The organism is Massilia sp. PWRC2 (assembly GCF_049896725.1).
Classification (GTDB): domain Bacteria; phylum Pseudomonadota; class Gammaproteobacteria; order Burkholderiales; family Burkholderiaceae_D; genus JAFCUW01.
This window is the reverse complement of the sequence record NZ_JAFCUW010000001.1, coordinates 415,528-439,856: the sequence shown is the minus strand read 5'-3', so window position 1 is coordinate 439,856 and position 24,329 is coordinate 415,528. Positions and strand designations below refer to the sequence as shown.

At 62.7% G+C, this 24,329-nt stretch carries 25 protein-coding genes and 1 pseudogene; 10 read left to right on the top strand and 16 right to left on the bottom strand.

The window, feature by feature from the left end; all coding sequences use genetic code 11:
* Nucleotides 1–174 precede the first annotated feature (174 nt).
* Entirely contained in the window at nt 175–723 is a 549-nt protein-coding gene (locus ACP7BZ_RS01995) for a hypothetical protein (RefSeq protein WP_426109966.1), read from the top strand.
* Between the two features lie 98 nt (nt 724–821).
* Complete coding sequence (locus ACP7BZ_RS01990; RefSeq protein ID WP_426109965.1) at nt 822–1,574, top strand: tetratricopeptide repeat protein; 753 nt, start codon at nt 822–824, stop codon at nt 1,572–1,574.
* A gap of 61 nt (nt 1,575–1,635) precedes the next feature.
* Here the strand turns inward: ACP7BZ_RS01990 and lexA are convergent, their stop codons facing one another.
* A complete protein-coding gene (gene lexA, locus ACP7BZ_RS01985; protein ID WP_426109964.1) occupies nt 1,636–2,274 on the bottom strand; it encodes a transcriptional repressor LexA in 639 nt (212 codons plus the stop codon).
* Between the two features lie 328 nt (nt 2,275–2,602).
* Here lexA and rpsF point away from each other — a divergent pair, with 328 nt between their 5' ends.
* The 7 genes from rpsF (at nt 2,603) to ACP7BZ_RS01950 (ending at nt 7,465) form a co-directional block, all read left to right on the top strand.
* Nucleotides 2,603–2,998 (top strand): 30S ribosomal protein S6, encoded by a 396-nt coding sequence (rpsF, locus tag ACP7BZ_RS01980; protein WP_426109963.1) that lies wholly within the window; start codon nt 2,603–2,605, stop codon nt 2,996–2,998.
* Nucleotides 2,999–3,027: 29 nt separating this feature from the next.
* Nucleotides 3,028–3,366: a primosomal replication protein N gene (gene priB, locus ACP7BZ_RS01975; RefSeq protein WP_426109962.1), complete on the top strand. Its 339-nt coding sequence runs from the start codon at nt 3,028–3,030 to the stop codon at nt 3,364–3,366.
* Entirely contained in the window at nt 3,353–3,643 is a 291-nt protein-coding gene (rpsR, locus tag ACP7BZ_RS01970) for a 30S ribosomal protein S18 (RefSeq protein WP_008450941.1), read from the top strand. Before priB ends, rpsR begins: the two co-directional genes overlap by 14 nt.
* A 27-nt stretch (nt 3,644–3,670) precedes the next feature.
* Nucleotides 3,671–4,123, top strand: a complete 453-nt coding sequence (gene rplI, locus ACP7BZ_RS01965; RefSeq protein ID WP_426109961.1) for a 50S ribosomal protein L9 — start codon at nt 3,671–3,673, stop codon at nt 4,121–4,123.
* 174 nt (nt 4,124–4,297) lie between these two features.
* Nucleotides 4,298–5,683: a replicative DNA helicase gene (locus ACP7BZ_RS01960; protein WP_426109960.1), complete on the top strand. Its 1,386-nt coding sequence runs from the start codon at nt 4,298–4,300 to the stop codon at nt 5,681–5,683.
* 123 nt (nt 5,684–5,806) lie between these two features.
* Nucleotides 5,807–6,433, top strand: a complete 627-nt coding sequence (locus ACP7BZ_RS01955; RefSeq protein WP_426109959.1) for a DUF47 domain-containing protein — start codon at nt 5,807–5,809, stop codon at nt 6,431–6,433.
* Nucleotides 6,434–6,454: 21 nt separating this feature from the next.
* Nucleotides 6,455–7,465, top strand: a complete 1,011-nt coding sequence (locus ACP7BZ_RS01950) for an anion permease (protein ID WP_426109958.1) — start codon at nt 6,455–6,457, stop codon at nt 7,463–7,465.
* Between the two features lie 69 nt (nt 7,466–7,534).
* Here the strand turns inward: ACP7BZ_RS01950 and ACP7BZ_RS01945 are convergent, their stop codons facing one another.
* Entirely contained in the window at nt 7,535–8,341 is an 807-nt protein-coding gene (locus ACP7BZ_RS01945) for a glutaminyl-peptide cyclotransferase (protein ID WP_426109957.1), read from the bottom strand.
* A gap of 167 nt (nt 8,342–8,508) precedes the next feature.
* Here ACP7BZ_RS01945 and ACP7BZ_RS01940 point away from each other — a divergent pair, with 167 nt between their 5' ends.
* Nucleotides 8,509–9,933 carry a TonB family protein gene (locus ACP7BZ_RS01940; protein ID WP_426109955.1) on the top strand — a complete coding sequence of 475 codons (1,425 nt, stop codon included), beginning with the start codon at nt 8,509–8,511 and terminating at the stop codon, nt 9,931–9,933.
* Nucleotides 9,934–9,974: 41 nt separating this feature from the next.
* On the opposite strand, the gene ACP7BZ_RS01935 is transcribed toward ACP7BZ_RS01940, so the two are convergent.
* The 14 genes and pseudogenes from ACP7BZ_RS01935 to ACP7BZ_RS01870 all read right to left on the bottom strand — a co-directional run bounded on the left by ACP7BZ_RS01935 (nt 9,975) and on the right by ACP7BZ_RS01870 (nt 24,301).
* Nucleotides 9,975–11,624 carry a family 2A encapsulin nanocompartment cargo protein cysteine desulfurase gene (locus tag ACP7BZ_RS01935; RefSeq protein ID WP_426110506.1) on the bottom strand — a complete coding sequence of 550 codons (1,650 nt, stop codon included), beginning with the start codon at nt 11,622–11,624 and terminating at the stop codon, nt 9,975–9,977.
* Between the two features lie 132 nt (nt 11,625–11,756).
* Nucleotides 11,757–12,067 (bottom strand): annotated as a pseudogene (locus ACP7BZ_RS01930) (helix-turn-helix domain-containing protein).
* On the bottom strand, nt 12,064–12,960 hold the full coding sequence (epsC, locus tag ACP7BZ_RS01925) for a serine O-acetyltransferase EpsC (protein WP_426109954.1): 897 nt from the start codon (nt 12,958–12,960) through the stop codon (nt 12,064–12,066). The pseudogene ACP7BZ_RS01930 and the gene epsC overlap by 4 nt, the downstream one beginning before the upstream one ends.
* A gap of 30 nt (nt 12,961–12,990) precedes the next feature.
* On the bottom strand, nt 12,991–13,482 hold the full coding sequence (locus tag ACP7BZ_RS01920; RefSeq protein WP_426109953.1) for a rhodanese-like domain-containing protein: 492 nt from the start codon (nt 13,480–13,482) through the stop codon (nt 12,991–12,993).
* Nucleotides 13,483–13,820: 338 nt separating this feature from the next.
* Nucleotides 13,821–15,599, bottom strand: coding sequence for a PhoH family protein (locus tag ACP7BZ_RS01915; RefSeq protein WP_426109952.1), 1,779 nt, complete (start codon nt 15,597–15,599; stop codon nt 13,821–13,823).
* Between the two features lie 243 nt (nt 15,600–15,842).
* Nucleotides 15,843–16,319, bottom strand: coding sequence for a peroxiredoxin (locus ACP7BZ_RS01910; RefSeq protein WP_426109951.1), 477 nt, complete (start codon nt 16,317–16,319; stop codon nt 15,843–15,845).
* The gene (locus ACP7BZ_RS01905) at nt 16,312–17,340 is read right to left on the bottom strand and encodes a polysaccharide deacetylase family protein (RefSeq protein WP_426109950.1); all 1,029 of its coding nucleotides are present in this window, start codon (nt 17,338–17,340) and stop codon (nt 16,312–16,314) included. The genes ACP7BZ_RS01910 and ACP7BZ_RS01905 overlap by 8 nt, the downstream gene beginning before the upstream one ends.
* 5 nt (nt 17,341–17,345) lie before the next feature.
* Nucleotides 17,346–18,398, bottom strand: a complete 1,053-nt coding sequence (locus ACP7BZ_RS01900) for a bifunctional UDP-4-keto-pentose/UDP-xylose synthase (RefSeq protein WP_426109949.1) — start codon at nt 18,396–18,398, stop codon at nt 17,346–17,348.
* Between the two features lie 71 nt (nt 18,399–18,469).
* Entirely contained in the window at nt 18,470–19,435 is a 966-nt protein-coding gene (locus ACP7BZ_RS01895; RefSeq protein WP_426109948.1) for a formyltransferase, read from the bottom strand.
* Nucleotides 19,432–20,421 (bottom strand): glycosyltransferase, encoded by a 990-nt coding sequence (locus ACP7BZ_RS01890; RefSeq protein ID WP_426110504.1) that lies wholly within the window; start codon nt 20,419–20,421, stop codon nt 19,432–19,434. The genes ACP7BZ_RS01895 and ACP7BZ_RS01890 overlap by 4 nt, the downstream gene beginning before the upstream one ends.
* Nucleotides 20,422–20,432: 11 nt before the next feature.
* A complete protein-coding gene (locus ACP7BZ_RS01885; RefSeq protein WP_426109947.1) occupies nt 20,433–21,602 on the bottom strand; it encodes a DegT/DnrJ/EryC1/StrS family aminotransferase in 1,170 nt (389 codons plus the stop codon).
* Between the two features lie 144 nt (nt 21,603–21,746).
* Nucleotides 21,747–22,121, bottom strand: coding sequence for a 4-amino-4-deoxy-L-arabinose transferase (locus ACP7BZ_RS01880; protein ID WP_426109946.1), 375 nt, complete (start codon nt 22,119–22,121; stop codon nt 21,747–21,749).
* 123 nt (nt 22,122–22,244) lie between these two features.
* A complete protein-coding gene (locus tag ACP7BZ_RS01875; RefSeq protein WP_426109945.1) occupies nt 22,245–23,921 on the bottom strand; it encodes a glycosyltransferase family 39 protein in 1,677 nt (558 codons plus the stop codon).
* The gene (locus tag ACP7BZ_RS01870) at nt 23,921–24,301 is read right to left on the bottom strand and encodes an Mth938-like domain-containing protein (protein WP_426109944.1); all 381 of its coding nucleotides are present in this window, start codon (nt 24,299–24,301) and stop codon (nt 23,921–23,923) included. The genes ACP7BZ_RS01875 and ACP7BZ_RS01870 overlap by 1 nt, the downstream gene beginning before the upstream one ends.
* Nucleotides 24,302–24,329 lie beyond the last annotated feature (28 nt).

Sequence of the window (24,329 nt, the reverse complement as noted above, 5' to 3'; positions counted from 1 at the left end):
AAACAGGCGACTTCCCCCGTCCATATAATTGTGGCTTTGTTGAAAAGTTGCCGTTAATATTAGACGTGATGGCGGGAGAACTTGGACGGGCGGTTTTCCCAGTGAGAGACGCGCATGCCCGGCTTACCTTGTTGCGGAGTAACCATGCTACGACCAGTTTGCGCAGGACTGCTGATGTTTGTTTGCACCGCTCACGCCCAGCAATATCCGCTGGCAGTGAGCGAGGGCGAGGCCATCACGTATTGGACGACGACCTATGCCGGCGACGATTTGACCAGTGGCCCTTTTGCCTGCGCCAAGCCGGCCATCCCGGCTGTCTCGACCACCAATGACGAGATTCGCAAGACCGAGGCGGCGATTGCCGTCTGGGAGACGTGCTACAACGGCTTCGTCAACAATTTTAATGATGCGCTGCCGCCCGGCAAGCGGATTCCTGCGCCCGTGGCGAAGCAGATGAGCCCGGCGCAAATGAACGCCGCGCAAAACCGCATGGCCGCCGTCTACGAGCAGGTGATCACCGCCGCCCAGACCGATGCCCAGGACATCACGGCGCGCCGCGAAGCGTGGCGCCAGGCCACCGCGGCGCACGTGGCCGCCGCCAACGACGCTGCTGCGCGCAAGGGCCAGCAGCGGCGCGACGACTTGCTCAACGATCTGCGCCGCAGCGCCGATGACGTGCGTATGCAGTCGGGGCCCGGTCGCAGCGGTGGCGCGACCAAGTAATTCCACGCCAAAGTAAATTTATGTAAGCAGGGCGGACGCCACTGGAAACGGCGCGCAATCCGGTTAAGATAGTGGCATTTTTACGACCGGTTCCCTACATGAAGACTCTTGTATTGTGCGTTGCGCTGCTGTGTGCCGGCGCCGCCACTGCCGATGAACTTGCCGACGCAGACGCCCTGTTTGCCAAAAAATCCTATCCGCAAGCGCTGCAGCTGTACACGCGGCTGGCCACTGCTGGCAACGTGGTGGCCCAGCGCCACCTGGGCGAAATGTACTGGTATGGCGAAGCGGGCGCCGTCAGCGACGACAAGGCGCAGGGCTGGTTCCGCCGCGCTGCGGCAAGTGGTGACAAGGAAGCGGCCGCGGCGCTCGAAGTGATGCGCCAGCGCGTGCTTCGCCAAACGGACATTGCATTCTGGACCGACAGGTATGACGGCGAAGAACTGCGTTCCGGCAAATTCAAGTGCAGCGCGCCCCGCATTCCCGCCATATCGAAAGACAATCCTGACATTGACGCCGTGCTCGCGCGCGTGAAGCTGTGGCAGGATTGCTATAACGGTTTGGTCGGCAAGCTCAATGGCGCCACCTTCGCCAGCGAGGTGCCCGCCGATCTGGGCAAACTGATGAAGCAGGAAGAAATCGACAAGGTCAACGCGCGGCTGGAAAAGATCCATACGCGGCTGGCGGAAGACGCCCGCATCAGCAGTCAAATTATTCTCGCCGATATCGCAGCATGGCGCAGCGCTACCGACAGCTGGGTCAAGGAACACAATGACATCATCAAGTCGGCACCGACGGCAGACCGCCAGGCCGATATTGAAGCGCGCAAACGCAACTACGCGCCCAAGTAATTCCCTTGTAACGCAGAATGCAGGTGGTCAGCGCCGTGGCGGCGACCGCCGGCGCCGGCGCTTAATGCCAGCTGCGCAGCAAGCCCACGGCCAAGCCTTCGAGGGCGAAGTCATCGCGGTCGGGGTCGACTTCGATGATTTTAAAATCGGCGTTTTCCGGCAACAGCTCGACCAGCCGGCCCGTCTTGCGGTAGCGCTTGACCGTCACTTCGCTGCCGATGCGGGCAACGACAATCTGGCCATTTTTGGCGCTATCGACCTTTTTGACGGCCAGCAGGTCACCATCCATGATGCCGATATCGCGCATCGATTCGCCGCGCACCTTGAGCAGGAAGTCGGGCCTGGCCGAAAACATGGCGGGGTCGACGTTGTAGGTGGCTTCGACATGCTCTTGCGCCAGCATGGGCGAACCGGCCGCGACGCGGCCGACCAGCGGCAGCGCCATGGTCAGCAGCGCGGCCGGCACTGCCGGAGCTGCTTCCACCGAGGCGCCGATCAGGCGGATGCCACGCGAAGTACCGGGGGAAATTTCGATCGCGCCTTTGCGGGCCAGCGCCTGCAAATGTTCTTCGGCGGCGTTGGCTGATTTAAATCCCAGTTCGTTGGCGATTTCCGCGCGGGTCGGAGGAAAACCCGTGTTGTCGATGGCCTCGCGGATCAAATCGAGAATCTGTTGTTGCCGTGCAGTGAGCTTGATCATGGGCCTGTAAGTGCTGGGGTTATAGACAGACTGTATTTTTGTACAGTATATCGACGCGTGCAAGGGAAATTCACTGTTATTGGCGTTATTTATGCAAATAACCGCATAGTTGGTGGCGCGCGGGCGAGAAAAGGGGGAATTGACGCTACCGTGACGCGCAATCGGGACGGGCGAGTAGGCGCCAGCCTGGCCCGGCCAGTCCCCCTTCGGCAACGGAAGGAGGTGTTCATTTTCGCCAGGATGCGTTATAATTGCCGGCTTTCCCTTCCCACACTCGTCTTGACGCCGAGGTGGGCTTATGTTTTAAACGTCCTCAAGGAGCAATTGAATGCGTCATTATGAAATCGTTTTTATCGTCCACCCGGACCAAAGCGAGCAAGTCCCGGCGATGATCGAGCGTTACAAGGCCAGCGTCAGCGCACGCGGCGGTAACATCCATCGCGTCGAAGACTGGGGCCGTCGTCAGATGGCTTACTCGATCCAGAAGCTGCCGAAGGCACACTACATCTGCATGAACATCGAATGCGACAACGAGACGCTGGTCGAACTCGAAACCGCCTTCAAATTCAATGATGCTGTCCTGCGTCACCTGACCGTGCGCATGAAGAAAGCTGAAACCACGCCATCGCCGATGATGAAATCGGTCCAGCGTGAAGATGCAGCCAAGAGCCACCGCTCGGAAGCACCAGCACCAGCAGCCGTCGCAGCACCCGCCGCTGCCTGATTGACTGGCAGGAACAAGTTAGCTGGGAAGTGAATTCATTTCAGGTCGTAGCAACAATTACCGAGCGCGACGTATTGCGCTACACCCCGGCCGGCGTGCCGATCGTGTCCGCCACCCTGACGCACAGTTCGCATCAGGTTGAAGCAGGGGTGGCGAGGTTGACCGAATTCGAGATGCTGGCCGTTGCGGCTGGCGAAATCTCAGGACGGTTTGCCCAGTCGGAGTTGGGCGCGGTGTACCAGTTCACGGGTTTTCTTGCCAAGAAAAATCGGAATAGCAGAGCGTTGGTGTTTCACATCATTGATTTCAATGCGGCCGCATCTGCGGCGCATATTTTAGATACAGGAGCCTCAAATGGCATTCGGTAAAAAGTTCGACAAAAACAAGCTCAAGCTCAAAGAAAAGCGCAAACAACAGAACCCTCTGTTCAAGCGCAAGAAGTTCTGCCGCTTCACCGCTGCAAACGTCGAGCAGGTCGACTACAAAGACGTCGATACCCTGAAAGACTTCGTCCAGGAAAACGGCAAGATCATGCCAGCACGCCTGACCGGCACCAAGGCGCACTACCAGCGCCAGGTTGACACCGCCATCAAGCGCGCACGCTACCTCGCGCTGCTGCCTTACACCGACCTGCACCACGCTTAAGCGCTGCAGAGAACCTGGAGAATCACTATGCAAATCATTCTGTTAGAAAAAGTCGTAAACGTCGGCAACCTGGGCGATGTTGTTAAAGTCAAAGATGGTTACGCACGTAACTTCCTGATCCCGCAACGCATGGCCCGCCGCGCTACCGCGTCGGCTGTCGCCGAATTCGAAGTCAAGCGCGCTGAGCTGGAAAAAGCCGCTGCCGCCAAACTGGCCGCATCGCAAGCCCAGGGCGACAAGCTGTCCGGCATGACCATCACCATCGCCCAGAAAGCCGGCGTTGACGGTCGTCTGTTCGGTTCGGTCACCAACTTCGACATCGCTGAAGCGTTGACGAAGGCCAGTTTCGCCGTCGAAAAAGCCCAGGTTCGCATGCCGAACGGCCCGCTGAAAACGACCGGCGAGCACGCTGTTGCCGTTGCTCTGCACACCGACGTGGTGGTCGATATCACCGTCACCGTGGTTGGCGAAGCTGCCTAAGCACTGCAAGCCTATCGGTTGACGCCGGCGCGCCCCAAGCGCGCACGATGACGACACGTAGCCGGGTAATCCGGTTGAAAAGCCGGATGATTCCGGCTTTTTTACGTCTGTGCGGGGCGAAATTTCTCACCAATTCTTGCGGGGGATGCACGCGTTGCGGGTATAATTCGCGCCATGAACGCCCCCCATGACCCGCAAGTCGACGCCCTGCGCGTGCCGCCCCATTCGATCGAGGCAGAGCAATCCGTGATTGGTGGTTTGCTGCGCGATAATGCCGCGTGGGACCGCATCGCCGATTTCATGCATGCCGATGATTTCTATCGTTACGACCACCGCATCATCTTTGAGCAATTGGTCAAGCTGATCAATGCGGCCAAGCCGGCCGACGTCATTACCGTGTTCGAGGCCTTGACCAACCTCGGCAAAGCCGATGAAGTGGGCGGCCTGCAGTACTTGAACGCGATGGCGCAAAACACCCCGTCAGCAGCGAATATCCGCCGCTATGCCGAGATCGTGCGCGACCGCGGCATCCTGCGCAAATTGATCACCGTCGCCGATGAAATTTCCGGCAACGCATTTAATCCGCAGGGCAAGGAAGTCAAGCAGATGCTTGATGAAGCCGAGTCAAAAATTTTTGCCATCGCCGAAGCGGGCTCGCGCGGCGCCCAGGGCTGGGTGGCGGTGCAGCCCCTGTTGACCCAGGTGGTCGAACGCATCGATGAATTGTATTCGCGCGATAACCAGAGCGAAATTACCGGCGTGCCGACCGGTTTCATCGACCTCGACCGCATGACCTCGGGGCTGCAGCCGGGCGACCTGGTGATCGTTGCCGGTCGTCCATCGATGGGCAAGACGGCGTTTTCCATCAACATCGGCGAGAACGTCGCCATCGATGCCGGCTTGCCGGTGGCGGTGTTTTCGATGGAGATGGGCGGCACCCAGCTGGCCATGCGGATGCTCGGTTCGGTCGGCCAGCTCGACCAGCACCGCCTGCGTACCGGCCGCCTGCTCGATGAAGATTGGCCGCGCCTGACCCACGCCATTCAAAAAATGAACGACGCCCAGCTCTACATCGACGAGACGCCGGCCTTAAATTCGATCGAGCTGCGCGCCCGCTCGCGCCGGCTGTCGCGCCAGTGCGGCAAGCTGGGCTTGATCATCGTCGACTACCTGCAACTGATGACGGGTAATCAGCCGGGTGATAACCGCGCCTCGGAAATTTCCGAGATTTCGCGCGGCTTGAAGGGCCTGGCGAAGGAACTCCACTGTCCCGTGATCGCACTGTCGCAGCTGAACCGCTCGCTCGAGCAGCGGCCGAACAAACGGCCCATCATGTCGGACCTGCGCGAATCGGGCGCCATCGAGCAGGATGCCGACGTCATCATCTTCCTGTACCGCGACGAGGTCTACAACCCCGACTCGCCCGACAAGGGCACCGCGGAAATCATTATCGGCAAGCAGCGTAACGGCCCGATCGGCGCCGTGCGGCTGACCTGGATCGGCCAGTACACCAAGTTTGGTAACTACAGCGGTGGCCTGGCGCTCTATCAGGGCGACTGATCCGTTTCCATCGAAGTTTCAAGTAGCACCGATACCAGCCCGCCATGCCGCGCGCAGCGGCGGGCCGCATCGCAATGTATGCAGTAAACGTAGTCGCTGTGCAGTAAATAACGGAGAAAAACCATGTTTGGACGCTTGATGCCCACCGAGGGCAAATTTTTTGACCTGTTCAACCAGCACGCCGCCCTGTGCGTGAAGGGCGCGCACGAAATGGTCGGCCTGATGACCAGTTTCGATGATCTGGAAAACCGCGTACACGCCATCGAGACCATCGAAAAGCAGGCTGACAAGATCACCTACGCCACGGTCGACATGCTGCACAAAACCTTCATCACGCCAATCGACCGCGACGACATCCATCAGCTGATCACCCGCATGGACGACATCCTCGACTTGATGGAAGACGCCGCCCAGACCGTCTCGCTGTACGACTTGAAGGCGGTTACGCCGGAAGCGAAACGGCTGGCCGAGCTGTGCCTGGCGTGCTGCGAAAAAGTGCAGGCGGCCGTGGGCTTGCTGCATAACATGGACAACTCGCAAAAGATCGTCGCCATCTGCGAAGAGATCGACCGCCTCGAGTCCGACGCTGACCACGTCATGCGCGCCGCCATGTCGAAACTGTTCCGCGATGAACCGGACGTGCGCAACCTCATCAAGCTCAAGGCCATCTACGAGATCCTCGAGACCGTCACCGACCGTTGCGAGGATGTGGCCAACATCATCGAAGGCATCATCGTCGAGAACGCGTAAGCGGGCCGAAAGCTGATACCTATGCAAACTATTCACATGAGTATTTATGTGCTGGGGCTGCTCGTGGCCTTGGCGCTGGTGTTCGATTTCATGAACGGCTTTCACGATGCCGCCAATGCCATCGCCACGGTGGTGTCGACGGGCGTGCTGAAACCGCAGACGGCGGTGGCGATGGCTGCCGTGTTCAACTTCATCGCCATTTTCATTTTCGGGCTGGGCGTTGCCGCCACCGTCGGCAAGGGCACCATCCTGCCCGAAGTGGTCGACCAGTACGTGATCTTTGGCGCGCTGGTCGGTGCCATTTTCTGGAACGTCATCACCTGGTATTACGGCATTCCCTCGTCGTCCTCGCACGCGCTGGTGGGCGGCCTGGTGGGCGCAGCGCTGGCCAAGTCGGGCACCAGTGCGCTCATTGCCGGCGGATTGATCAAGACCGTGGCCTTCATCGTCATCTCGCCGCTGCTGGGCTTTATTTTTGGTTCCATCATGATGCTGCTGGTGTCATGGATTTTTGTGCGCTCGACGCCGCGCAAGGTCGACAGCTGGTTCCGCCGCCTGCAATTGTTTTCTGCCGCCGCCTACAGCCTGGGCCACGGTGGCAACGATGCGCAAAAAACCATCGGTATCATCTGGATGCTGCTGATCTATGCCGGCTACTCGCTGCCGACCGATCATCAACCGCCCTGGTGGGTGGTGATTTGCTGCTACACGGCGATCAGTTTTGGCACCCTGTTCGGTGGCTGGCGCATCGTCAAGACCATGGGCCAGAAAATCACCAAGTTAAAGCCGGTGGGCGGCTTTTGCGCTGAAACGGGCGGCGCCATTACCCTGTTCATTGCCAGCGCCCTGGGCGTGCCAGTGTCGACCACCCATACGATTACCGGCGCCATCGTCGGTGTCGGTTCGGCGCAAAAGATGTCGGCGGTACGCTGGGGCGTGGCCGGTAACATCGTGTGGGCGTGGGTACTGACGATTCCGGCGTCGGCCGTCATGGCGGCGCTTGCCTGGTGGATCGGTCACCACATCATGTAAGCGAGGGCAGGCTTCACAAGCAACAAGGCGAACGTGCTGCACGTTCGCCTTTTTTATGGCACCGCTCGATCAGCGCAGCCGCTCGACCAGTTCGATTTCAAACAGCTTTGGCCAGTGCTTGCCGGTCACGTACAGGCGCTTGTGGACGGCGTCGTAAGCGATGCCGTTGAGGACGTCGTCGGCGCCCAGCGCCGGCCATGACTTGTCGGCCAGCCCCGTCAGGTCGATCCAGCCGACCACCTTGCCGCTGGCCGGATCGATGCGGGCAATCACGTCTGACCCCCAGACGTTGGCAAAAATCTGCCCCTCGACCCACTCGAGCTCATTGAGCATGGTGACCGGCTTGCCGTCGGCGGACACCTCGATGCGGCGCTTTTCCGTCAGGGTGGCGGCGTCGAGCACGCGGATGGTAGCGCTGCCATCGCTCATGTAGACGTCCTTGCCATTGCTGGTCAAACCCCAGCCTTCGCCGCCGTAGTTGAACTTGCGCTTGAGCGTAAACGTCTTGGCGTCGAACACAAAACCGACTTGCGAGGTCCAGGTCAGGGCGATCAGCTCGCTGCCGACGACGGCGATGCCTTCGCCGAAGTAATCGGCGTCGATGTCCTTCTTTTGCAGCACGCGGCCGGTCTCGAGCTGTACCCGGCGGATCGACGATGCGCCTTTCATGCCGGTGCTTTCGAACAGCGCGCCATCCTTGATCAGCAGGCCCTGGGTAAATGCCTTGCTGTCGTGCGGATAGCTGTGCTTGACCATGAAGGCGTAGACGGGAATGGCGGCGTGGGCGCTGGCCGCAAACGTCATGCTGACGGCGCTCATTGTCAGCGCGGCCAGGCTAACCGAGGCCCGCGCCAGTGTCGCAAAGTGTGAGTTCAAGAATATCCTTTGTGGGCGAAATAACGGGCACATTGCAGCGCTAGACTCTACCTCAAAATCGAGCGGTCGTGGCACGCGCCCAACGGTCGCTGTTGTTGATTTATTGTCTAGATCGCTGCATACTCTGAAGCAACGTGTCTCTTTCATTCACCAACAGCGAAATTCGTATGCGTCTATCGATTGTTTTGCCGGCCGGCGTACTCGCTGCCATTGCGACCTCCAGCTTGGCTGCGACCATTGCCGTCACCCGGGTGGTGCCGACCTATGTCACGCCATCGGCGTCGGTGTGGAATATGGACAGCCTGGCTGCCTGCAGCAAGCCTGTATGGCCGCGCGCTGCGCTGCGCGCCGAGCAGAGTGGTCCGGTGACCCTGTCCTACCAGATCGGTGTCGATGGTCACGTGGTCGACAGCGCGGTGCTTCAATCGAGCGGCTTCCCGCTGCTCGATGAGGCGGCGCGCCAGGGCTTGCTGCGCTGCACGTTTGAACGCAAACCGGGCGGCGCTGCGGCCGTCAGCGAGTGGCAGCGGATGCAGTATGTGTGGTCGCTCGAGGGCACCAGCGGCGGCATCACGCCAGCGCTGCTGTCGGCCGCCGACGCTGGCGCCATCGAGGCACAAAAACGGCTGGGCGAACTCGCGGTTACCGCTGCCGAGCGCTTGCACTGGACCGAGATGGCCGCCCTGCAGGGCGACGCTGCCTCGCAATACCGCTTTGGCGGCATGCTGCAAAGCGGCAGCGGCATTGCAGCCGATCCGGCTGAAGCGCTGGTATGGCTGAGAAAATCGGCCGAACAGGGTTATGCGCCGGCCGAAAACATGCTGGGCGTGGCGTACTTTCGCGGCGTCGTCGTGCCGCTCGATTACGCCCAGGCAGCGCTGTGGTACCGCCGCGCCGCCCAGCATGGCGATGCCTCGGCCCAGCTCAACCTCGGTGATCTGCTCGCTTCCGGCCGTGGCGTCGACCGTGACGACGCTGCCGCCAACGACTGGTTCCGCAAGGCGGCGGCGCAAAATCTGCCGCGCGCCCAGGTGCGGCTGGGCTTTCGCCTCGCCCATGGCATCGGCATGGTGCGCGACGACGCCGCCGCAGTGGCCCTGTACCGGCTGGCGGCGGCGCGTGGTGACGCCACGGCGCAAAACAATCTGGGATTTGCCTATGAAACAGGGGTTGGCGTGACCCGCGATTACACCGAGGCGCTGCGCCTGTATCTGCTGGCCGCTTCGCAGGGCGAGAGTTACGCCGAAAGCGGACTCGGTGGCCTGTACGAACATGGCTGGGGTGTCACCGCCAACATGGCGATGGCGCTCAAATACTACCACCTGTCGGCCTCGCACAACAATCCGGCCGGTCTGCGCCAGATGGGGGTGGTTAATGAATTTGGCCGCGGACTGGTGCAAGACCCTGTCAAGGCGCTCGACTACTATGAAAAGGCTGCCAGGGCAGGTGACCAGCGTTCCATGCAGCGTCTGGCGCTGGCCTATGGCCGTGGCGAGCTGGGGGTGGCGCCTGACCCCGTGCAGGCCGGTCAGTGGCAGCAAAAAGCGCAGACCCGTTACACCGTGCCGCCGTCGACCTATCCAGGGCCATGATCGGTGGCACTGCGGATTCAGTAAGCGCGCCTACATTATTCTTAGCTGCGGCGCTGCGAGGCCAGGTGTCTGACTACGCTGACGAGCTGGTCGATCTCATCGAAGGTGTTGTAGAACGCCAGTGAGGGCCGCACGGTTTTTTCCACGCCAAAGCAGCGCAAAATCGGTTGCGCGCAGTGGTGGCCGGTGCGCACGGCAATGCCTTCTTCACTGAGGGCGTGGCCGACTTCTTCGGTGCTGTAGCCATCGAGCACGAAGGACATCACGCTGGCCTTGTTGGCGGCGGTGCCGATCAGGCGCAGTCCCGCTATCGTGCGCAGTTGTTCCGTGCCGTGGACCAGCAGCGCATGTTCGTAGCGGGCGATATTGTCGATGCCGATGCGCTCGAGGTAATCGATGGCGGCGCCGAGCCCGACGGCGTCGGCGATATTGCCGGTGCCCGCTTCGAACTTGTTGGGAATCGGCTGGAACACGGTTTTTTCGAAGGTCACGTCGGCGATCATATTGCCGCCACCCTGCCACGGCGGCATGTCATCGAGCAGTTCGCGCTTACCCCACAGCACGCCGATGCCGGTGGGGCCGAACAGCTTGTGGCCGGAAAAGACAAAAAAGTCTGCCCCCAGGGCCTGCACATCGACGCGCATGTGCGAGACCGACTGGGCGCCATCGACCAGCACGATGGCGCCGGCGCGGTGGGCCAGTGCGACGATCTCCTTGATCGGCGTGACCGTGCCGAGCGCATTCGAGACCTGGGTGACGGCGACGATTTTGCTGCGCTCGCTGAGCAGCTTGCTGAACTCGTTGAGCAGGATCTGGCCGGCATCATCGACGGGGATCACGCGCAGGCGGGCACCTTTGGCGGCAGCGAGCTGCTGCCACGGCACGATGTTGGCATGGTGCTCGAGGTGGGAGACGATGATGTCGTCGCCTTCGCCGACGTGCTGCGCGCCCCAGCTGTTGGCCACCAGGTTGATCGCTTTGGTGGCGCCGCGCACAAAGATGACTTCCTCGACGGCTGGCGCATTGAGCAGGCGCCGCACGCGCTCGCGCGCCCCTTCATAGGCGTCGGTGGCGCGCGCCGCCAGTGCATGGGCGGCGCGGTGAATGTTGGAATTTTCGTGCGCGTAAAAATACGCAAGGCGGTCGATCACCGCCTGCGGCTTGTGGGTGGTGGCCGCATTGTCGAACCAGACCAGCTGGCGGCCGTTGACGCGTTCCTGCAGGATGGGAAAATCGCGCCGCACGGCGTTGATGTCGAATACCCGATGACGGTTGGCGTCGGCCAGTGGCACGTGGCCCGCTCTGTCAGCTCCGCCAGCGCCCCCATCACCCCCATCACCCCCATCCTGCGCCGTCCTGGCCGCTGTAACGCCGCCACCCGGCAGCATCCCTGCATCGACAAAATAGAACTGCGGCGCCGGTGACGGCGCCGATCCTGTCGATGGCAGGGGGGCCGGCGCAGCGGCAGCAGCGCCCGGTGCAGCCGGCTGGCCATGGGCGTCGTCAAGAAAATAATAGGACGCTGTGCTGGGCGCTGGTGGCGTCGGCGTCGGCGTCGGCGTCGCCACTGGCGGCACGCCGAGCACGGCGCCGCCGCTGCGTGGCTCCAAGGCGGGCAGGGCGCCCAGTAGTTTGAGCTGGGGAACCGCCTTGGTGGCGTTGGCCAGTTGCCGTGCTGCGTTATCGCTCAGTCGGCGGTACCGCCCGCTGTTGCCGACATGGTGACTCCAATGAAAGTGAGTTCAAAGTTCAGGGTTAAGCAAAAGAACAGATATACAAATGCAAAAATTACGCTTGGAAGTGCGGGCGAATGAGCAGTTCTTTCAACATGCTATCGCCATCAACTGGCCGGACCCACCTGTCTGTTCTGATTGGGCGATTCGCCCTGGGTGAGCAGCGCGGACGGCGACAGCGCCAGTGCCTGCGCCAGCTTTTCCACCGTCAGCAGCGAGGCGATCACGCTGCCGCGCTCGATTTCGCCGATGTAGGAGCGGTTCCGGTTGGCCTGTTCGGCCAGGTACTCCTGCGACCAGCCGCGTGCCTCGCGCAACTGGCGCACGCCGATGCCAAAACGGACCACCAGCGATGTGCGCCGAACGTCGCTGTGCGTGACGGCAGCGCAGCGCGCGCTCACGCGGGACCGCTGCCGATGCCGATGCTGCTGGCCCCATCGCGCGACGGCGCCTGGGCAACGCGGCCGCCCGCCGGCACGTCGTCGGTCAGCCAGACATTGCCGCCGATAACTGCACCGCGGCCGATGGTGATGTGGCCGAGGATGGTGGCGCCGGCGTAGATGACGACGTCGTCTTCGAGCACCGGATGGCGCGCCAGCCCCTTGAGCAAGGTGCCGTCAGCGGCGGCGGGAAAGCGCTTGGCGCCCAGGGTGACGGCCTGGTACCGGCGCACGCGCGCGCCGATCACGGCGGTCTCGCCGATCACCACGCCGGTGCCGTGGTCGATAAAAAAGCCGGCGCCGATGCGGGCACCCGGATGGATGTCGATGCCGGTGGCGCCGTGCGCCAGTTCGGCGACGATGCGCGCCACCAGCGGCAGGCCCAGCCCATACAGGCTGTGCGCCAGCCGGTGGTGAATCATGGCCAGCACGCCGGGATAGCACAGCAGCACCTCGTCGACGCTGCCGGCGGCCGGATCGCCCTGGTAGGCGGCCAGCACATCGCTGTCGAGCAAGCTGCGGATCGCCGGCAAGCCGGCAGCGAAGCTGCGTACCACGCCCACGGCGTCGGCCTCGACATCGGGGTGCTCGTCGCCGCGCACGGTGGCGCTGTAAGTCCGTTCGCGGCGCACCTGTTTGAGTAAGCCGTGCAGGGCGGCGTCGAGTGCGTGGGCGACGTGAACATCTTCGCTTTCCTGGCGCAGGTCGAGCGGTCCCAGGCGCATGGGAAACAGTACCCCCTTGAGACTGTCGACAATGCTGGCAAGCGCATCGCGCGATGGAAATTCGCGGCCGCTAGGCGCGCCGCTTTGCTGCTCGCGCCAGCGATGGCGCGCTGCATGAAGTGCTCGCACCACGCCGCTGATATCGAAGGTCGCTGTGATTTAATTCTGCACCCAGGGCAGGCCGCGAAAGCGCCAGCCGTCGGCTTTGCCGCGCTGTTGCTGGGCGTTGATGTTGCCCTCAAAACCTTCCAGCACATTAAAGACGTGCAGCAGGCCGGCGCGGGTGGCCGCTTCGGCGGCCAGCGCCGAGCGCGTGCCGCTGCGGCACAGCAGCAGCACGGGCGTGTCTTTGCCGCCGATCTTGTGTTCGAGTTCGCGCACGAAGCGCGGGTTGCGCGTGAGGGCGGTGCCGGTGGCCCACGGCACATGCAGGTCGCCCGGCGCGTGACCGACAAAGTGGCGCTCTTCGGTTGAGCGGACGTCGACCAGCAGGATGCCGCGCTCGGTGACGAGCTGCCAGGCCAGGCCGGGGGGCACGCTGCCGGCAAACGGCGTGCCGGCTGCTGCAGCGGCGGCGATCGCGGCCAGTTCGGGCGGCAGGGTGGGGGTGTGGGTGTGGGTAAGGGTGACAGTAAGAGCGTCAGCGGACATGGCACAACCTCGTAGAATTTGGCGTCGGAAAGCGTGGGCCTTGATGGCGATAGACAGCGATGAGCCAAAATAAGACCTGCGGAAACGAAATAGAACCAATAAAAACGCGCTGTTCGGATCGGAAAACGAATAAGGTCAGTGTTGTTCGGGGAGCATCGAGGGGGAGAAGTGCGAACATTGGCGCAGGCCCCCTGCGGTGCCAAGCGTGACCCGGTCAGTCGTGGCCCGGCCAGTCGTGGCCCGGTTTTCCCCAGCTGTAAGCGCCTGTCGATTTTTTCATAAAAAAAGCCAGGTCGATGACCTGGCTTTTTTGTGCTGACGCGCTGCCTGCGCTTGCCTTACAACACCTCGCTGGCGTGATCGGCCAGGCGCGAGCGCTCGCCCCGTGCCAGCGTCACGTGGCCGCTGTGCTGCCAGCCTTTAAAACGGTCGACCACGTAGGTCAGGCCGCTCGAACCCTCGGTCAGGTAGGGCGTGTCGATCTGCGCGATGTTACCGAGGCACAGGATCTTGGTGCCGGGGCCGGCGCGCGTGACCAGCGTCTTGATCTGTTTGGGCGTCAAGTTCTGCGCTTCGTCGATGATCAGGAACTTGTTCACGAAAGTGCGTCCACGCATGAAGTTGAGCGACTTGATCTTGATGCGCGAGCGGATCAAGTCTTGCGTGGCGGCGCGGCCCCATTCGCCGCCATCCGAATCGGACTTGTTGAGCACTTCCAGATTGTCATCGAACGCGCCCATCCATGGCGACATTTTTTCTTCCTCGGTGCCGGGCAGGAAACCGATGTCTTCACCCACCGGCACGGTGACGCGGGTGACGATGATCTCGTTGTACAACTTCGTCTCCAGCACCTGCGCCAGGCCGGCCGCCAGCGCCAGCAGGGTTTTACCGGTACCGGCCTGCCCCAGCAGGGTGATGAAGTCGCACTCGGGATCCATCAGCAGGTTGAGGGCGAAATTCTGTTCGCGGTTGCGCGCCGTCACACCCCACACATTGTTCTTGTTGTGGCTAAAGTCGCGCAGGGTGCGGATGACGGCTGTTTTGCCCGTCAATTCCTTGACCTGGCCATAAAACGGCGACTCGCCGCTCTTCGGTTCCATGTAGACGAACTGGTTGACCAGCAAGGTGGGAATGGTCGGACCGGTGACGCGGTAAAAGGTCGACGAATTGCCGTTGCGGCTTTCCTGCCACGACTCCATGTCCTTGCCGTTCTTGTTCCAGAAATCGTCCGGCAGTTGCACGATGCCGGAATAGAGCAGGTCGGTGTCTTCCAGCACGTGATCATTAAAATAATCTTCGGCCGGCAAACCGAGCGCGCGCGCCTTGATGCGCATGTTGATGTCTTTCGACACCAGCACGATGGGGCGTCCCGGCAATTCCGTCTCCAGGTTACGCACGACGCCGAGAATCTGGTTGTCGGCCTTGCCCACCGGCAGACCTTCAGGCAGGGTCGGTCCGTTTTGCAGGCGGGTCTGGAAGAACAGGCGGCCCTTGGCATCCTTGTTGCCCAGCTTGGCCAGGGGGATGCCCTTTTCGATGGCGTCGTCGTCGATGTTGGCGATCAGGGCGTCGAGCGTGCGCGAGACCTGGCGGGCATTGCGCGCCACTTCCGACATGCCTTTCTTGTGATCGTCGAGTTCTTCCAGCGTCATCATCGGCAGGTAGACATCGTGCTCTTCGAAGCGGAACAGCGATGTCGGGTCATGCATGAGCACATTGGTGTCGAGCACGAACATCTTGGTGACGCCGCGCTTGTCGGCCTGCCGGCTGGTCGACGATTTAATGACGGCCTCGACCGGCTTGTGCTTGGCCGGATGCGCGCTGGCGCGCTCGTTGTCGAGGGCATCGTTGCGGCGCGCGACGGCTGGCGCCGCTGCAGCAGGCGCGCTAGCGGGCGGCAGGGGCGCCAGCGCCACCACCTCGGCCTTGCGGCGCGCCGGCTTCGGCTTGGCCACGGCTTTCGCGCTGACCACATCGTCAACGGCGTCAACCGCGTGGACGGGTGCGCTCGCCGCCGCTGCGATGGCGCGCGGACCGGCGCTGCGCGGCGCCGCCTTGGGATAATCTTTGGCCAGCAGCAGCGCTGCACGCTGGGTCGGTAATTTTGGCAATGGCATCAGGGTCTCAGTCTAAAAACGTCCGAACAGGGCACGGCCACCACAATGGCTGGGCGCAGGGAGGAGGGCTAACGAAGGGAACAGCGGTGGCGCAGTCAGAGATACAGCCGAGCGGTCGGCCTGACTGTCGCCCCACAGGCATGATGCAGGGCTGATGTGGCAATACACAATGCGGCAAATGCGAAGACTCAAAATAGGCTGGCGCAATCGAGGTGAATTAGCGGGTTGATCAAGAAACCACCATCAGCTCGGGGGCTGGCTCTTGACGAATTCCAGCACCTCATCGACGTGATTGGCTACCTTCACGCCCCGCCATTCTTTCACCAATTTGCCGTCAGCGTCAACGATAAACGTACTGCGCTCGACCCCCCGCACCTGTTTGCCGTACATCATCTTGTTTTTCATGACGCCAAACTGCAGGCAGAGCGCCTCGTCCGGATCGGAAATCAGTTCGAATGGCAGCGACAGCTTGGCCTTGAAGCCATCGTGCGAGCGCATCGAGTCGCGGCTGATGCCGACAATCTCGGTGCCAGCTGCCTGAAATTCGGCATACAGCTCGCGGAAGGCGATGCTCTCGGTGGTGCAGCCGGGCGTGTTGTCCTTCGGGTAAAAGTACAGCACGGTCAGGCGGGGCGCGCGGCCGAGCAGCTGAAACGGCGTACCACCTGTCTGGGCGGCGGAAAAATCGGCGATGGGTGCGGTCGATGGGCTGTCAGCCACGTTGCTCTCCTGGGCGCGCTGCGGTGGAAATGGAATCGGTGTCAACATTGCTAGCGGTTGCGGTATTCGGCACGATCAGTTCACCCGACCGTCCCGGTACCTCGCCCCAGCTGACGGCAAAGTCGGGCAGGGGCAAGTCTTTTACTTTTTGGTGGTAATCGGCCATCGACGCCAGCTGGTAGCCTTGCGCCTTCCAGCCGTCGAGCAGCTGGTCGAAGATGGGGGCGAGTTTTTGTCCTTCAAGCTCAGCGTGCAGGGTATACACATGATCGCGCGTGGCGCCGGCCGTCAGCTTGAGCAGATGGGCGGCGATATTGGCGGTGGTGATCAGCACGCCATCGATGGTGCGGCCGAGCAGTTCGTCGAGCGTGGGCAGGGTGGTGGGCAGCTGGATGCAGGCGACCCCTGCCACCCGGTAGGGCGTCCCGGCGCGATCGGTCAGCGAACCATCGTCGTTCAAGCGCGCGCGGCCGTCCGACGCATAGGCATAGCCGGCGGCGTCGTGTTCGGCGAACGCATGTGCATTCATTTGCCAGCCGGCGGCGCCATGGGTGGCGGCGGCGTGGCCGAACACTTGCGCAAAGCGCTGTTCGGCGCGGCGCATCATGCGCGTGGTCCAGCCGGGATCGGCGGCGCGCACCTGGTCTTGCCAGCGCACGTGGTCCCAGGTGTGGATGCCGCACTCAAAGCCGGCCGCCTGCACCGCGCGCAGTTCGTCAGCGCATTCGCGGCCAATGTCCGGTCCCGGCAGCAGCACGCCATACATCAGCGTTTTCAGGCCGTAGTGCTCGAGCACCGACGTGCGCGAGACTTTCTTGAAAAAGCCGGGACGGAAGGCGCGCCGCAGCGCCCACCCGGTGTGATCCGGACCCAGTGAAAACAAAAAGGTCGCGTGGGCGCCGTGGCGCGAGAGCATGCGCACCAGGTTCGGCACGCCCTCGCGGGTGCCGCGGTAGGTGTCGACGTCGATCTTGAGCGTGAGCAGCGGCGCCGACGGCGTGCTGGGCAGGGATGCAGTCAAACCCATCAGTCCATCAACGCTTTGGCGGCGCCGACCTGGCCGCGGTAGGCGTCAAAAATATGGCGCAGGGCGTCGGCCATGGTCACGCGCGGCGTCCAGTCCAGTTCAGCGACCGTGTTGTCGATCTTCGGCACGCGGTTTTGCACGTCCTGATACCCCTTGCCGTAATAGGCGCCGGCGGTGGTCTCGACGATCTTGACCTGTTTCGCGGTGGCGGCGTATTCGGGGTATTCGGCGGCCAGCGCCAGCATCATGTCGGCCAGTTCGCGGATCGAATAATTGTTGGTCGGGTTGCCGATGTTGTAGATCTTGCCGCTGGCGATACCGTCCTTGTTGGCGATGATGCGCACCAGTGCATCGATGCCGTCGTCGGCATAGGTGAACGAGCGCTTCTGGGCGCCGCCGTCGACCAGCTGGATATTCTCGCCGCGCACGATGTGACCGAGGAACTGGGTCAGCACGCGCGACGAGCCTTCTTTCGGCGTGTGGATCGAGTCGAGGCCGGCGCCAATCCAGTTGAATGGACGGAACAGGGTGAAATTGAGACCTTCCATGCCATAGCCCCAGATCACGCGGTCCATCAGCTGCTTGGAGCAGGCATAAATCCAGCGCGGCTTGTTGATCGGGCCATACACCAGGTCGGACGCTTCCGGGTCGAAGGCGGCGTCCGCGCTCATGCCATACACCTCGGACGTCGACGGGAACACCAGGTGCTTGCCGTACTTGGCAGCCGAACGGACGATCGGCAGATTGGCTTCGAAATCGAGCTCGAACACTTTGAGGGGGGCGCTGACATAGGTCGACGGCGTCGCAATCGCCACCAGCGGCAGGATGACGTCGCACTTCTTGACGTGGTATTCGACCCACTCCTTGTTGATGGTGATGTCACCTTCGAAGAAATGCAGGCGGGTTTTGTACGCCTCGTTGGCCAGCAGGTCGCCGATGCGGTCCGACTGCATGTCCATGCCGTACACGTGCCAGTCGGTCGTTTCCAGGATGCGCTTGGAAAGGTGGTGGCCAATGAAGCCATTGACGCCGAGGATGAGGACTTTTTTCATGAGAGGGACTCGCGGTTGGGTCAGGATTGGATCAGGATTGGGGCAGGGGTGTGCATTGGGTCTGGAACCGTTCAGGTGCGCGCCTGCAGGCGGGCCTGCAGTTGCGCCGGGCTGATCGCCGCGCCATCGTGCCGCAGTTGGCCGATCAACAGCGCGCCGCCGTCGCCGCAGATGCCGATGATGCGATTATCCACCACCGCCAGACCGGCTGGCAAATGGTCAGGGGCGATGACCGGGTCAAAAGCGCCGTCAAAAGCGGGCATCCGGCCCGGCTTTATCAGGCGCGCCGTGACGAGCACGTAGCGCGCACCATCGATGTCAGTAAAAGCGCCCGGGTAGGGCGGCGCCACCGCGCGATGCAGGTTATAGATTTCACTGGCGGGGCGACGCCAGTCGATGCGGCCGTCTTCCGGCTTTCTGCCGCCGAAGTAGCCGCCCTGGGTGAGGTCGTTGGCGATGCGTGGCGCGCGTCCGGCCAGCAGCGCGGGCAGCACGCCCCACAGGCACTGCTCGGCGGCCACCGTCACCTTGCCGAACACTTCGTAGGCGGTGTCGTCCGGCAGAATCGGCACGGCGGTCTGGGCGACGATGGCGCCGGCGTCCGGCTTGACCGTCATTTCGTGCAGGGTGGCGCCGGTTTGGCGGGCGCCATGCAGCACCGCCCAGTTCACCGGCGCGCGGCCGCGAAACTGGGGCAGCAGCGAGCCATGCATATTGTAGGCGGGCGCGATCGCCAGCAGGCTTGCCGGCAGCATGTGGCGGTAGTAAAAGCTGAACATCAGGTCGGGACGGGCGTCTCGCACCTGTTCGAGCAGCGCGTCACCGGCAGCGCTGGCGGGGGTAATGAAGGCGATGCCCTCGGCGCGACACAGTTCGGCCACCGATTCGAACCAGATGTTTTCGCTGGCGCTGTCTTCGTGCGTGACCACCAGCGCCACATCGACGCCGCCGGCGAGCAGCACTTTCAGGCAGCGCACGCCGACGCTGTGGTAAGCGAAGACGACGGCGCGTGGCGGCGTGCTGGTAGAAGGACTCACGGCCGGCTCACCTGGCGTTTCTCCACCGCCTGGTCGAGCGCCAGATCGGTGCCCGGGGTGTGCTGCAAGATGGTCTGCACCACGTAGCGCGGGCGCGCGCGCACCTGCTGGAAGATGCGGCCGACGTATTCACCCACCAGGCCAATGCCAAACAGGATCACGCCCATGAAGAAGAAGGCGATGGCAAACAGGGTGAACACCCCTTCCGCCTCGGCGCCCAGCACAAAGCGGCGCACCAGCAGCATCAGCACCAGCAAGGCAGAGGCGAGTGAGAGCATCATGCCCAGCATCGAGAAAATCTGCAGGGGCACCAGCGAAAAGCCGGTGACCAGGTCGAAATTGAGGCGGATCAGGCTGTAGAGCGAATACTTCGATTCACCGGCCGCGCGCTCTTCGTGCTCGACATAGATTTCGGTGGGCTTGCGCGAAAACTTGTAGGCCAGCGCCGGCACGAAGGTGTTCACTTCACCGCACTGGTTGACCAGGTCGATAACGTTGCGGCCATAGGCGCGCAGCATATTGCCCTGGTCGGTGATGTTGATGTTGGTGATCTTGTGGCGCAGGCGGTTCATGGCCTTCGAGGCGATGGTGCGCCACGCCGAGTCTTGCCGCACGCGGCGGATCGAGCCGACATAATCGAACCCTTCGCGCATTTTCTCGACCAGCTTGTGGATTTCTTCGGGCGGGTTTTGCAGGTCGGCGTCGAGGGTGACGACGATTTCGCCGCGGGTCGCTTCAAAGCCGGCCAGGATCGCCATGTGCTGGCCGTAGTTACCGTTAAATAGCACCACGCGGGTGACGTCGGGACGGGTGCGGAACTGCTCGGCCAGGATCGCCACCGAGTTATCGCGGCTGCCATCGTTGACGAAGATGATTTCGTAGGGGATGCCGATCTGGTCGAGCGCCGGGTAGAGGCGGGCGAACAGCGCCGCCAGCCCCGCCTCTTCGTTGTAGATGGGGATAACCACCGACAGCTCGGATTTCAAGGGATCGAGCATCATGCGGCCACCGCCGGCTGGGCCAGCACCGCCTTGACGGCGGCGACGGCGCGCTCGACGTCGGCCAGCGTCATCTCGTAAAACAGCGGCAGCGTGACGGTCAAGCGACCGACCCGTTCGGCCTCGGGGAACATCCCTTCGTGAAAGCCGCGCTGGCGATAGAGAGTGAACAGGTGGATGGCGGCATAGTGAAAGCCGGTGCCGACGTTGAACTGTTCTTTCAGGCGGCGCATGAAACTGGCGCGGGTGCCGGGACCCTGATCGGGCAACAGGATCTGAAACAGGTGCCAGTTGGACGTCTCGAAGGCGGCCTGCGGCAGCTGGGCGCCGCTGTTGGCTTCGAAGTCGGCGCCGAAGCAGTCGAAATAGTGGCGTGCCAGCAGCGCGCGGTGGGCGGTGACGGCGGCGATGGTGTTCATCTGGCCCAGGCCAATGGCGGCGGCGATGTCGGTCATATTGTATTTGCCACCGAGGACATCGACATCGATGTCGTCGACGCCGCTGCGGGTGACACCCTGCAGCCGGTATTTTTCGGCCAGCGCCGCTTCTTCCAGATTGTTCAGCACCAGGCAGCCGCCTTCGCCGGTGGTGAGGTTTTTATTCACCTGAAAACTGAACGACACCATGTCGCCGATGGCGCCAATACGCTGGCCACGCCAGCTCGAGCCAAACGCCTGGGCGGCGTCTTCCACCACCCGCAGCTGGTGGCGGGCGGCAATCTCGTACAGGCGGTCCATGTCGACCGGCAGACCGGCGAGGAACACCGGGATGATGGCGCGGGTGCGCGGCGTGATGGCCGCTTCGAGCTTGTCGAGGTCGATGTTGCGGGTGACGGGATCGATGTCGGCAAACACCGGCGTGGCGCCCACCTCGAGGATGACGTTGGCGGTGGCGACCCAGGAAATCGGCGTGGTGATCACTTCATCGCCGGCGCCAATGCCCGCCACGCGCAGGGCGATCTCCATGGTGCAGGTGCCGCTGTTAAAGCAGCGCACCGGGCGGCCGCCGAAGTAGCTGGACAATTGCGCCTCGAAGGCGGCCACTTTTGGCCCGCCATTGGTCAGCCAGCCCGAACGCAGCACCTCGCCCACCATGGCGATGGTGTCTTCGTCGATGGTGGGACGGGAGAACGGCAGAAAGGGCAGCGCGGGGGGCAGGGTGGCGGTCATGTAAGTCTCGTGTCAAGCAGATCGAAAGTTAGTTGCCAGTACGGTAAGGTCGTGCCAAACCGACATGGCCAAAGCGGCATTTTAGCAGTCATGCACTGCTGGTTCACAACGCCAGAGAACTAGGTGTATGTCTATGTGCCTGGATCAGGTGCGCGCCATCAGGGCGACGCCGACGATAATCACCGCCATCGCCACCATGCGCTGCACGGAGACGACTTCGCCGAGGAACAGGTAGGCGCCGATGGCGGTGGCGATATAGCCCAGCGAGAGCATCGGGTACGCCAGGGTGACATCAGCGCGCGACAGGCCGATGATCCACACCACCACCGAGATGGCGTAGCAGGCCAGGCCGGCCAGGATGGGCAGCTGCGAAATTACCTTGATGCCGGTGGCGAACCAGTTTTGCGCCGTCAGGTGGATGGCGCCGCCGAGGGCATTGGTGCCGGCTTTGAGCAGCAGCTGGGCGGCGGCGTTGAGCAGGACGCCGGTGAGGATGAAGGCGAAGGTGGTCAGGTTCATGGTGAAGTCTTTAAAAAGTGGCTTGATTGTTGTGTTGGCCGCAGCGTCACAGCGGCACAGGCGCCGGCGCCAGCCCCAGCCCCCCCCTGCACACGGTACCGGTCCGAATTGGCGCCGACGCGATTACCGGTTGCTGACAACGATCCTGCGCGCATCCCTGGCCACCAGCCGCATCGGCACCCCTTGCGCCAGTAGCGCCGCATAGATGTCTTCGCGAATAAACGCCAGGTTGCGGCGGCCGGCGGCGGCGTCGCTTCGCCAGCGGGCGACGAACTCCTCCACCTTCGGTATCGCCAGCTGCGGCTGCTGCTGCAGGCCGAACGAAAATTCGTCGGTGTAGTCGACCAGGGTGACGGTGCGGCGCAGATAAAACGTCATCGACTGTTCGTAGGTGCCGACTGAATAGAGGGTGGTGTCGGCGGTCAGCTCGGCCTGTATGGCGGGCAGCAGGTCGGCGCCGGCGCGCGCGCGGCCGATCGGCTCGAAGCCGGCCATCATCAGGTTGGTGGTGGCAAAGCCGGCCACGGCCAGCAGCACCACGAACAGATCGCGCCCGGTTTGTGCGAGGGTGCGCACGCTGACGATGGCCAGCACGCCAGCGACCACCGCCACCACGCCGGCCGCCAGCACCCACGGCTGGTACGCCTGGTACAGCGCCAGTTCGCCAGCACGGCCGGCCATGCCCGGCATGAACGGCACGGTCGCCAGCAGCGCCACCCCCACCAGCGCCATCAGCGCAGCACCGGCCACGCGCACGGCGCGGCTGCCGGCGTCGAGCTGCAGCGCCACCAGCATCGCCAGCGCCGGGAACACCGGCAGGATATAGCCGGGCAGCTTGGAATTGGACTTGGTGAAAAACAGGATGATGAAGACGGCCCACACCAGCAGCATCAGGCGCGGCCGGAAGGCGTGCGCAGCGACGCCGGGCGCGCGGCGGGCACCGAGGAGCAGGCTGTGCGCCAGCATGCCCAGCCACGGCACCATGCCTACTGCGGTGAGCACAAAAAACACGTACCACACCTGTTCGCGGTGGTGCTCCGTTTTAAAGAAGCGGTCCCAGTGTTCGTGGATGAAGAAGAACGCCGGCTGCTCGGGATTGTTGACGGCGACGGCGATGAACCAGGGCGCCGCCACCACCAGAAACAGCAGCAGGCCCTTGACCAGGTGCAGCCGCGTCCACAGGCGCCACTGCAGGGTGACGATGGTGTAGGCGACCAGGATCCCGCCCGGCAGCATCAGGCCAATCAAGCCTTTCGACAGCACGGACAGTGCCATGGCGGCCCAGCACAGCAGCATCGAGCGGCGGTTTTCCAGTGCGCTGGCGCCGTCGCGCTGGGCCAGCAGCAGGGCGCACAGAACGATGGTCATCATGCCGGACAAACCCATGTCGAGCGAATCGATCTGGCTGCAGGCAATCCAGTAAAACGAGGAACCGAGCACCAGGCCGGCATACAAGCCGATGCGCTGGTTGAACACGCGGCCGGCGGTGTAAGCGGTGAACAGCACGCCGCCGATGCCGCACAGGCCGGTCCACAGGCGCGCCTGCCAGTCGCCCAGGCCGAACACGGCGAACGACAGGGCGTTCATCCAGGTTTGCAGAGGCGGCTTTTCGAAATACTTAATCCCGTTCAGGCGGGTGGTGATCCAGTCGCCGCTGGTGAACATTTCGCGCGCCATTTCAGCGTAGCGGCCTTCATCGGGCGGCACCAGGGTGCGCACACCGAGCATGTAGAGCGAAATGAGGGCAAAGGCGGCGAACAGGCTCCAGACAAAGGGGCGCTGCTTGTACAGATCGGTCATCAGGCGGGCGCGCCGAGGATCAGCGCCAGGGTGACCTTGCGGCCCTCGCCCATCAGGATGTTGTAGGTGCGGCAGGCGGCCTGGTTGTCCATGCATTCGACGCCAATGCGCTGGCCCGACAGGCTGGCGACCAGGCGCGGATGGATGAACCGCTGGCGCACACCGGTGCCGAGGATGACGACGTCGGGGGTGCCGGCGGCGATCGCTTCGAAATGGGCGGCAGTCAGATCGTCGAAACTGGCCACAGCCCACGGCTGCGGCGCCTGCTCAGGCATCACGGTGAGGCTACAGTTAAATGGCTGGGCATTAATTTCGACGCCACCGTCGAAATAGCCGGTAACAGTCTGGTATTGTTGGGTAGAGCTGGAATGGAGCTTCATAGTGGCAAAAACCGATGGCAGAAAAGTG